General features: G+C 63.9%; 6 protein-coding genes. All 6 read right to left on the bottom strand.

Going from position 1 to position 10904, the window contains the following annotated elements; translation table 11 throughout:
- The 6 genes from glgC to AAIH46_RS05275 all read right to left on the bottom strand — a co-directional run bounded on the left by glgC (window position 1) and on the right by AAIH46_RS05275 (window position 10901).
- A complete protein-coding gene (glgC, locus tag AAIH46_RS05300; protein WP_430304567.1) occupies window positions 1-1263 on the bottom strand; it encodes a glucose-1-phosphate adenylyltransferase in 1263 nt (420 codons plus the stop codon).
- 28 nt (window positions 1264-1291) lie between these two features.
- A complete protein-coding gene (gene glgB, locus AAIH46_RS05295; RefSeq protein WP_430304566.1) occupies window positions 1292-3505 on the bottom strand; it encodes a 1,4-alpha-glucan branching protein GlgB in 2214 nt (737 codons plus the stop codon).
- Window positions 3505-5967, bottom strand: a complete 2463-nt coding sequence (locus AAIH46_RS05290) for a glycogen/starch/alpha-glucan phosphorylase (RefSeq protein WP_430304564.1) — start codon at window positions 5965-5967, stop codon at window positions 3505-3507. Before AAIH46_RS05290 ends, glgB begins: the two co-directional genes overlap by 1 nt.
- Before the next feature lie 233 nt (window positions 5968-6200).
- Window positions 6201-7505, bottom strand: coding sequence for a pilus assembly protein TadG-related protein (locus AAIH46_RS05285; protein WP_430304563.1), 1305 nt, complete (start codon window positions 7503-7505; stop codon window positions 6201-6203).
- Between the two features lie 111 nt (window positions 7506-7616).
- Entirely contained in the window at window positions 7617-8498 is an 882-nt protein-coding gene (locus AAIH46_RS05280; protein ID WP_430304562.1) for a transglutaminase family protein, read from the bottom strand.
- A gap of 3 nt (window positions 8499-8501) precedes the next feature.
- Window positions 8502-10901, bottom strand: a complete 2400-nt coding sequence (locus tag AAIH46_RS05275; RefSeq protein ID WP_430305009.1) for a circularly permuted type 2 ATP-grasp protein — start codon at window positions 10899-10901, stop codon at window positions 8502-8504.
- Window positions 10902-10904: the final 3 nt, after the last annotated feature.

The following is a 10904-nucleotide window of genomic DNA, read 5'->3' as shown; positions in this document are numbered from 1 at the left end:
TCACAGGTCCAGTTTGTCGATCATCGCCTGGGTAATCAGGCAGATCCCGTTTTCGCTGCGGCGAAAACGCTTCATGTCGACCTCCGGATCCTCACCGACCACCAGGCCTTCGGGAATGGTGACGCCGGCATCGATGACGACATTGCGAAGCTGCGCCCGCCGCCCGATGCGCACGTTCGGCAGCACGACCGCGCCATCCAGCCTTGAGTAGGAGTTCGCCCGAACGCCGGTAAACAGCAAGCTGCGGTGCAGCGCCGAGCCGGAGATGATGCAGTCGCCCGATACGACGGAAGACACGGCCGATCCACGGCGGTCCTCGTCGTCATGGACGAATTTCGCCGGCGGATTGATCTCGGCATAGCTCCAGATCGGCCAGGACTTGTCGTAGATGTCGAGTTCCGGCGTGATGCCCGTCAGGTCGATGTTGGCCTGCCAGTAGGCGTCGATGGTACCGACGTCGCGCCAGTAGGCCTCCGTCTCGAACTCAGAGCGGACGCAGGAGCCGGTAAACCGGTGAGCGACCGCCTTGCCGTTGGTAACGATCCACGGGATGATGTCCTTGCCGAAATCGCGGCTGGAGCCGATTTGCGCGGCATCGCGTTTCAGCGCTTCCATCAGGTATTTCGTGTGAAAGACATAGATGCCCATCGAGGCGAGCGCGTGATCGGGCTTGTCGGGCATGCCTGGCGGATCGGCCGGCTTCTCGACGAAGGCGATGATCTCGTCCTTGTTGTTGACGTGCATGACGCCGAAGCCGGTCGCCTCCATGCGCGGCACTTCCAGGCAGCCGACGGTGACGTCGGCGCCTGAATCGACATGCTGCTGCAGCATGTATTCGTAGTCCATCTTGTAGACGTGGTCGCCGGCGAGGATGACCATGTATTCAGGCGCATAGGCCTCGATGATGTCGATGTTCTGGAAGACGGCGTCTGCAGTTCCCTCGTACCACTGGGTTTCCGACACGCGCTGCGAGGCGGGCAGGATGTCGAAGCTCTCGTTGCGTTCCGGCCGGAAGAAGTTCCAGCCGCGCTGCATGTGGCGGATCAGCGAATGCGCCTTGTACTGGGTTGCCACGCCGATGCGCCGGATCCCCGAGTTCAGCGCATTCGACAGGGCGAAGTCGATGATGCGGGCCTTGCCGCCGAAATACACGGCGGGCTTGGCCCGCCGGTCAGTGAGCTCCTTCAGTCGGCTTCCGCGTCCTCCCGCGAGCACGTAGGCCATGGCATCGCGCGCGAGCGGCTGGATGCGCTTTGTCGTCACGGTTAGTCCTCCCATTATGCGGTATGCATCAGTTTTCCGGTTCGAGCATGATCGTCGCGAGCGGCGGCAGTGTGACTTCGGCACTGATGGTGCCGCCGGCCGATACCGCCTGCACCTTCCCCCCATTGCCCTTGCCGCTGCCGCCGTAGATTTCTGCGTCGGTGTTGAGGATCTCGCGCCAGCGGCCGGCTACCGGCAACGGCACGCGGTAGTTTTCCCGCAGCACCGGCGTGAAGTTGGTGATGACGGCCACCGGCTTTTCGCCCGGCGCCTTGCGCAGCCAGGCATAGACCGAGTTCTCCGAGTCGTCGGCCACCAGCCATTCGAAGCCGTCCGGCTCGCAGTCACGGGCGTGCAGCGCCGGCTTCGAGCGATAGGAGAAGTTCAGGTCGCGTACCAGGCGGCGCACACCTTCGTGCGGATGATAATGAAGGAGGTTCCAGTCGAGGCTTCTCGCTTCGCTCCATTCGCTCCACTGGGCAAATTCCTGGCCCATGAACAGCAGCTTCTTGCCGGGATAGCCCCACATGAAGGCGTAGTAGGCCCGCAGGTTAGCAAATTTCTGCCAGTCGTCGCCGGCCATCTTGGCGATCAGCGAGCCCTTGCCGTGCACCACCTCGTCATGGCTGAGCGGCAGCACGAAGTTCTCCGAATAGGCGTAGACGAGGCCGAAGGTGAGCTCGTGGTGGTGATGCTTGCGGTGGACCGGCTCGCGCTTCAGGTAGCTCAGCGTGTCGTGCATGAAGCCCATGTTCCACTTGAAGCCGAAGCCGAGGCCGCCTTCGTGGACCGGATGCGAGACCTTCGGCCAGGAGGTACTTTCCTCGGCAATGGTCATGACGCCCGGATGCGCGGAATAGCTCAGCGTGTTGAGCTTCTGCAGGAAGCGGACAGACTCGAGGTTTTCGCGGCCGCCGTACTCGTTCGGCACCCACTCGCCATGCTTGCGCGAATAGTCGAGGTACAGCATCGACGCCACCGCATCGACGCGCAGACCGTCGAGGTGGAACTTCTCGGCCCAGTAGAGCGCGTTGTTGATCAGGTAGGAGAGAACCTCGACGCGGCCGAAATTGTAGATCGCGGTGTTCCAGTCCGGATGGAAACCCTGGCGCGGATCGGCATGCTCGTAGAGAGCCGTGCCGTCGAAATGCCGCAGGCCGTGCGCGTCGGTCGGGAAATGGGCCGGCACCCAGTCGAGGATGACACCGACGCCGACCTTGTGACAGCCGTTGACGAAGCGGGCAAAGCCTTCCGGCTCGCCGAAGCGGGCGGTCGGCGCATAGAGGCCGGTCGTCTGGTAGCCCCAGGACGGATCGTAGGGATGCTCGGTGACCGGCAGGAACTCGATATGGGTGAAGCCCATGTCGACGACGTAGGGGATCAGCTCAACCGCCAGCTCGTCCCAGCTGAGAAAGGTGCCGTCGCTGCGCTTGCGCCACGAGCCCGCATGCACCTCGTAGATAGAGATGGCCTGACGACGATGATCGGCCTTTTCCCAGAACGCGCGGTGTTCGGCATCTTCCCACTTCTGCACCAGTTCCGGTGCGGCGACCGACGCCGTCTGCGGACGCAGTTCGGCACGCCGTGCATAGGGATCGGCTTTCAGCGGCAGCGGTTCGCCGGTCTTGCCGATGATCTCGAACTTGTAGGTGGCGCCTGGCCGCACATCGGGGGCAAAGATTTCCCAGATGCCGGTATCGGTGCGCAGCCGCATGACATGCCGGCGGCCGTCCCAGTTGTTGAAGTCGCCGACCACCGAAACCCGCGAGGCATTCGGAGCCCAGACGGCGAAGTGGAAACCCTCGACGCCCTCATGCTTCAGCGGATGCGCGCCCATCTTGTCGAACAGCCGCAGATGCGACCCTTCGCGCACGAGGTAGTCGTCCATCGGGCCGAGAACCGGGCCGAAGCTGTAGGGATCAGTCAGCGCCCATTCGACATCGCCGCGACGCGCGCGGTAGCGCACCGCCCGCGGACCGCTGAGCGAGACGATACCCTCGAAGAAGCCGGCCTCATGGCGCCGTGTCAGTTCGCCGATCTCGCTGCCGTCGAGCGCCAGCGCCGTGACGGCGTCGGCACCCGGGATGAAACAGCGAGCGATGACGCCGCCGCCGATCTTGTGCGTGCCGAGAACGGCGAAGGGATTGCCATGTGCACCACGGATGATCGCCTCGATCTCGGGAAGTGGCAGCTGGCCGCTGGTCTGGCCGTCCTTGCCGAGCTCCTTGGGCGCGTGGTTCATCAGGCTCTCCAGATCTCCGACGCGTACTGGCGGATCGTCCGGTCCGACGAGAACCAGCCCATGCGCGCCGTGTTGCGGATCGTCTTGCCGTACCAGGCGGACGGATCCGACCAGATCTGGTCGACGTCGCGCTGCGCCTTGGCATAGGCATCGAAATCGCCGGCAACGAGGAACCAGTCGTTGTTGTAGATGCCGTCGATCAGGCCGGCAAAGCGCTGCCGGTCATCGGGGGAGAAGACGCCGGAGGCGATCGCCGACAGTGCCTGGGACAGCTCCGGGGAGGCTTCGATGACGGCGCGCGGATCGTAGGCGTCGGCGCGGGTCTGGGCGACTTCCTCGGCCGTCATGCCGAAGATCACGATGTTCTCTTCGCCGACGTGGTCGCGCATCTCGACATTGGCGCCGTCGAGGGTGCCGATGGTCAGCGCGCCATTCAGCGCGAACTTCATGTTGCCGGTGCCGGATGCTTCCATGCCGGCTGTCGAGATCTGCTCCGACAGGTCGGCGGCAGGCACCATGACTTCCGCCAGCGTGACGTTGTAGTTGGGAACGAAGACGATCTTCAGCAGGCCGCGCACCGCCGGATCGTTGTTGATGACGCGCGCCACGTCGTTCGCCAGTTTGATGATCAGCTTGGCGTTGTGGTAGCTCGGCGCCGCCTTGCCGGCGAAGAATTTTACCCTCGGCACCCAATCCAGCTCCGGATGCGAACGGATCTGGTCGTAGAGGGCGACCGCCTCGACGATGTTGAGGAGCTGGCGCTTGTATTCGTGGATGCGCTTGATCTGGATGTCGAACATCGCCGACGGATCGAGACGGATGCCCATGCGGCTGCCGACGAGGTTGGCAAGCTGCACCTTATTGGCGCGCTTCACGGCGGCGAACTTCTCCTGGAAGGAAGCGTCGTCGGCGAATGCGTCGAGCGCCTTCAGGGCTTCCGTGTCGTCTTCGAAGCTCGGTCCTATCGCCTCGCGGATGAGATCGGTAAGTCCCGGGTTGCACTGCATCAGCCAGCGGCGCGGCGTAATGCCGTTGGTCTTGTTGTTGATGCGGGTCGGGTAGAGCGCGTGGAAATCGGCAAACACCGTTTCCTTCATCAGTTCGGTGTGCAGCGCCGAGACGCCGTTGATCGAATGGGATCCGACAAAGGCCAGGTTGCCCATGCGCACGCGCCGCTCGCCACCTTCGTCAATCAGCGAGATCGACCGGATCTGCGTCTCGTCGAACGTCTTTTCCTTGCGCGCCTCGAGCAGGATCTTGGTGTTGATCGCATAGACGATCTGCATGTGGCGCGGCAGCAGGCGCTCGAACAGCGGCACCGGCCAGCTTTCCAGCGCTTCCGGCAGCAGCGTGTGGTTGGTGTAGGAGAAGGTCTTGCGGGTGATCTCCCAGGACTCGTCGAAATCCATGCCATGGACATCGACCAGCAGGCGCATCAGCTCGGCGATCGAGACGGCAGGATGCGTGTCGTTCAGCTGGATGGCGACCTTGTCGTGCAGGTTGGTGAAGTCCGGATACTGCTGCAGGTGGCGGCGCAGGATGTCCTGCAGCGAGGCGGAGGAGAAGAAGTACTCCTGGCGCAGGCGCAGCTCCTGGCCCGCCGGGTTGGCATCGGCCGGATAGAGAACGCGGGTCAGCGATTCCGCCTTGTTGCTTTCACGCAGCGCGCCGATGTGATCGCCGGCGTTGAAGGCGTCGAGCAGGATCGGGTCGATGGGCTGGGCAGACCAGAGCCGCAGCGTGTTGACGCGCTTGCCGCGCCAGCCGACGATCGGCGTATCGTAAGCCATGGCGATGACGCGTTCGGCCGGCTTCCAGACGAAGCGCGGCGGCTCGTCATAGGCGCCGACGCTTTCCACCGAGCCGCCGTAGCCGATTTCGTAAGAGCTTTCGCGGCGCTCGAATTCCCAGGGATTGCCGTGGGCAAGCCAGGTTTCCGGCAGTTCCACCTGCCAGCCGTCGGCCATCTGCTGGCGGAACAGGCCGTGCACGTATCGGATGCCGTAGCCGTAGGCCGGAATGTCGACGGTCGCCATGCTCTCCATGAAGCAGGCGGCGAGACGGCCGAGGCCCCCGTTGCCGAGCGCCGCATCCGGCTCGAGACCGGCGATCACGTCGATATCGACGCCGAGCGATGTCAGCGCGTCGCGGATTTCCGACAGCAGGCCGAGATTGCTGACGGCGTCGCGCATCAGGCGGCCGATCAGGAATTCCAGCGATAGGTAATAGACGCGCTTGTCACCGGTCTTGTAGACGCGGCGGGTGCTGTCCATCCATCGGTCGATAATGCGGTCACGCACCACCAGGATGGATGCCGTCAGCCAGTCGTGCGGCTTGGCGACCTTCGCGTCCTTGCCGATGCGATAGGTCAGGCGCTCGATGATCTCTTCCGCCATGATCTGCGGGTTTGAACTGCGGGGAGCGGGCTGGGGAATATCCACCGAAGACAGGCTGTTGTTCATCAGGTCGCCACTTTGCTTTTTGTCGTCAATCACCGCGGGGGCCGGTTCGGATAATCCGGCGCATGTCTGGCGACAGTTTATGCACCGTTGCGAGACACATGCAATCGCCCATCGCGATGTTCTTGACGCTTGGCTTCCAGCAGATGCTCTCGTTCGTCAAGTGGCTGTAGGAAAACGACAAAAGCGCCCGCCGATATCGGCAGGCGCTCGTCAGTCCGGGAATGCGACCGGCATCAGTTTGTCAGGCGGGTGGCGGTCTTTGCGGCTTTGCGGCCGATGTCGCCGAAAGCGGTGACCAGCGCTGCCATGTCGTTGGACTCGTAGTAGTTGTCGATGTTGGTGGCGCAGGCCTTGAGCAGGTCCTTGCCCTTGTCCGGCGCCATAAAGGCGACCGTGAAGATGGTGATGTTGTCCTTCTTCGCATTGGCGCAGGCGGTCCGGACCTTGTCGTCGATCCCACGGTTCCAGCTGCTGGAATTCCCCGTCATCTCGCCGTCGGTCATCAGCACCATGAAGCGAGCAAAGCTTGGATTGCCCTTGGCCTTGTGCTGGGTGGCTTCGGTGGTGTTGGTCGAAATCAGATCGGCAAAGCCTACGGCCAGTGCGCCGCTCGCATCCGTGCCGCCGGTCGGGACGCTTGGAAGATCGCTGACGTACTTCGCGGCTGCCGTCGTGCCCCAGGCGGGCTTCTGTTCGTCCTGCGTCTCGTGCGTGTAAGATACAGCGCCGATGCGGATCAGCTTCTTTGCCGCCTCTTCGCGCAGCGCGGTGCCCGTGGTGTCCGGGGCGGAGGCCTTCTGCAGCTCGCCGAACATCATCGTGGCTGCCGCCTTCAGAGCTTCGATCTTGATGACGTAATTCGGCACATCGCGCGTTTTCGTCACCGTCGTCGTGCAGCTGTAGGCTCGGCCCCGCCAGTCATAGCAGGTGGAGTTGACCTGTTCCTGATAGCTCTCTGTCTTCGTCGGCTTGACCGGGTTGACCGTCGTCGTGTCCCAGGCCATCGAGCCGGAGCGGTCGAGGACCAGATACATCGATAGCGCGTTGCCTTCGCGGGCACTGGCCGCGACGCTCGAAATCGTCACCGGAATGCTGTCCGGGCCGATCAGGCGGGTCAGCGGATTGAGCGGCACGCTGTGGGTCGTCGTCATCTTGACGTCGAAGGCCTTGCTCGAGCCGCCGGTGGCGGTCACCGTCGCCTCGACGGAGGTGTTTTTCAGGAGCTCCGCCTTGGCGAGGGCAATTTCCTGTTCCGTCACACCGCTTTGGCGCATCTGCGCAAGGTACTGGCCGAGCAGGTAATTCTCGACGACGGATTTGGCCTCGTTGGCGCTGATGTCGTCCTGGGACATCTTCGAAGCGGCAGCCAGCGTCGCAGCATCGGCGACCGATTGCAGGTTAGACTTCTCCTGCATCACGTTGGTCAGATCCACCGCCATGCCTCCGACGCCGATCGTGATCGGAAGAAGCAAAGCGGTCGTCATGGCGAAATTGCCACCCCGATCCTTCAGCATTCGAGACAGTGAAACCCAGCTCATCGTCGGCCATCCAAGTTCGCTTGATTGAACACGGTCAGGCATAGAGGAAGAGGTTGGGGAAACCGCTAACGGGAAAGCTTAAATTTGAACGAAGCGCCCGAAAGCGGAGCGTTATTGCCGGATCGGAACGACATCCACCGCCTGGACGGTCTTGTGGCTTCCGTAGCTCTTCAGGATACCGATCATCGGCGCCACCTCGGAATAGTCGCGGCCGTAGCCGACGACGATATGGTCCGACCCTGCCGCAATGTTGTTCGTCGGATCGAGCTCGACATAGCCGGTGGCGGTGCCGCACCAGACGCGCACCCAGGCATGCATGGCATCTGCGCCTTCCAGCCGCTCCTTGCCGGGTGGCGGAATGGTGCGCAGGAAGCCGCTCACATAGCCGGCGGGGATGCCGAGGCTGCGGAGCGCAACGATCATGATGTGGGCGAAATCCTGGCAGACGCCGCGCTTCAGGCGGAAGGCTTCGCACGGCGTCGTATCGACCGTCGTCGCCTTCGCATCATAGGCAAATTCGCCGTGGATGCGGGCGCAGAGCGCGGTGGCGATCTCGCGCACGGTCTGGCCCGGCTTCACCGTGTCGCGGGCAAAGGCTGCGATCGCCGGCTCTTCCGGCAGCCGCGGGCTCGATCCCACCAGGTGATGGGGAGAGCCTGCATCGACCGAGCGGGTGTCGGAGAGCTCGTGTTCGAGCTTGGCCAGTTCCGGCGAAAGGTCGGCCGTCAGGGGAAGAGCATCCACCTGAACGCGTGCCTGCATGCGGATGTCCAGCCGCTCGTGCGGCGAACGGAAAAGCGCGGAGGTTGCCTGCAGGCCGAAGAAATCGACGAAGGTCGTCCGCTCGTCCGGCGTCGGCGAGACGCTGATCGAGCCGGCGACCAGACGCTGGCGGTGGGAGATCGACAGCGGCATGATGCGCAGGATATGGCGGGCGCCGGAGGCCGGTACCTCGTAGACATAGCCCATGTGCAGCGAAAGGTCGTAGAGCATCGGCTATCCAAAATAGGTCCGGGCAATGAGATCGGAGAGCCGCTCCATCTCGTCTTCCAGCTTGTCGTAGACGTCAGCCGTCATCGCCTCGGTGGTCATGACCGCCAGCCCGGAATGCAGGCGCATCGCCTCGCGGTCAAGCTCCGACATCTGGCCGGTCCCGTAGGGGTGCGGCAACTGCTCGACTTCGGTGCGGATCTCGTTCAGCTGGAAGAGGATCGAGCGCGGGTTGAGTGGGTCGAGCGCCAGGAGATCGGTCACCGTCAGGCGGGCGGTGTTGACGTTGTAGCGACGGCGGTGGGTCATGACGCTGTCGCCGATTTCCAGCAGCATGTCGAGAGAACCGTCGGGAGCCGCCGGTCCGGACATGTGCCCGAGAAGGCGGGTCATGTGCAGGCCGCGCTCCAGGTAGCGGCCGATCGACAGGAAGCGCCAGCCGGTGAAGCGATACATGTTTTCGTGCACCAGGCCGGCGAAGCCCGCGAGCTTGCGCAGGAGCACGGTCATCGCATGGGCGGCATCGTCTCCCGCCTGGACCGCATCGTGGAAACGTTTTGCGGTCTTGGCCAGGTCGTTCAGCGCCAGCCAGCCGTCCAGCGAGAAGCGGTCGCGGATGTTGCTGGCCGAGTAGATGGCGCTGTCGATGTTGCGGATCAGCGGTTCCGGCAGGGCCTCCGACATGTCCATGTCGATGCCCTTCAGGTAGCGCGTCACGTCGGCGAGCAGCGGCGCGTCCGGGTCGGCCGATTCCGCATAGCGCATGTGCCAGGCACGCAGGATGCGCAGCGCCCCTTCGGCGCGCTCGATATAGCGTCCGAGCCAGAACAGGTTATCCGCTGCACGGCTAGGCAGGCTGCCGGGCATGTTGCGAGTAAAGGTCTCCTCCGGCGTCAGCAGGCTTTGGCGCTCGACCGGCTTGTCGGAGACGATCCAGACGTCGGCGGCGGTGCCGCCCGACTGCATGGCGATTGCGGCGACGTCGTCGCCGTTGCCGATCCGGGCAAAGCCGCCCGGCATGATCTGCCAGCCGTTCTCGGTGCGGGCGGCAAAGACTCGCAGCGACATCGGCCGCGGGATGAGCCTGCCGCCGGCATAGGCCGGGGTTGTCGACAGCGTTACGAGCTCCTGTCCGACAAGCCTTCCGCCCTCGGCCGCCAGCCAGTCCGAGACGGAGGGCTTGTCCGCTCCGCGCGGCGACGAGCCAAGCACCGAGCGGCCATTATCCTCGAAGAACGGCAGCCTTGAATAGGCAGGGCCGATGACCATGCGCTCGATATTGTCGGCGACGTGCCGGCGTTCGTCCTTCTGCCCGCACCACCAGGTGGCAATCGATGGCAGCAGCAGTTCCTCGCCGAGCATCCGCCGGGAGATCGTCGGCATGAAGGCGAGCAGGGCGCGCGTTTCCAGAATGCCCGAGCCGAGGGCATTGACGATGGTGACCGATCCGGCCCGCAGCGCCTGGACCATGCCGGGCGTGCCGATATGCGAAGTCTGGTTGAGCTCCAGCGGATCCGAATAGGAAGCGTCGAGGCGTCGCCAGAGCACGCCGATCGGCTTCAGGCCGGCAACCGTGCGCACCATCACCCGGTCGTTGACGACCGCAAGGTCCTCGCCCTCCAGCAGCATGAAGCCGAGGTAGCGGGCAATGTAGGCGTGCTCGAAATAGGTCTCGTTCGCCGGGCCGGGCGTGAGGACGGCGATGCGGTCGTCCGGATAGCGCTTGTGCGCCTGCAGAGCATCGCGGAAGGCGCCGAAGAAGGAGGCCAGGCGGTGGACATGCGTCTCGCCGTAAATGTCGGAGAAGGCGCGCGTCGTTGCCACGCGATTTTCCAGCGCGAAACCGGCGCCGGAGGGCGCCTGGGTGCGGTCGGCAAGAACCCACCAGTTGCCGTCCGGGCCGCGGCCGATCTCGAATGAGACGAAGTGAAGGTAGTGGCCGTGCGCCGGCTTGACGCCCACCAGCGGCCGCAGGAATTCCGGATTGGAGCCGACCAGCGCCGGCGGAAGGATGCCTTCGCGCACCAGCATGCTGTCACCGTAGATGTCGGCGACGATTTTCTCCAGCAGGTCGGCGCGCTGGACGAGACCGGCCGACACCTTCTCCCACTCGCGACCATCGATGAGGACGGGTACGTGCGAAATCGGCCAGCTGCGTTCGCCGCTCTCCTGCGACCCGTAGGCGCGGTAGAACACGCCGGCATCGCGCAGGTAGCGGTCGGCACGGGCAAAGCGTTCGTGAAGCTCGGCTTCCGACATTCGCCCGAGCGCGCCGATCAGGTTCTGCCACACCGGCCGGATCTGGCCGTGGACGTCCAGCATCTCGTCGGGGACGCCGGGAAGCGGGCGATAGCCGAGGATCGGGTCTTCGGTAATTGCCCCGGTGCTTTTCTTGATTTCGCTCACCGG

Origin of the sequence: Rhizobium sp. 0TCS1.26, assembly GCF_050455525.1 — a bacterium.
In the GTDB taxonomy this organism is placed as follows: domain Bacteria; phylum Pseudomonadota; class Alphaproteobacteria; order Rhizobiales; family Rhizobiaceae; genus Neorhizobium.
The sequence above is the reverse complement of the archived record's forward strand: the minus strand, read 5'-3'. Positions and strand labels throughout refer to the sequence as shown.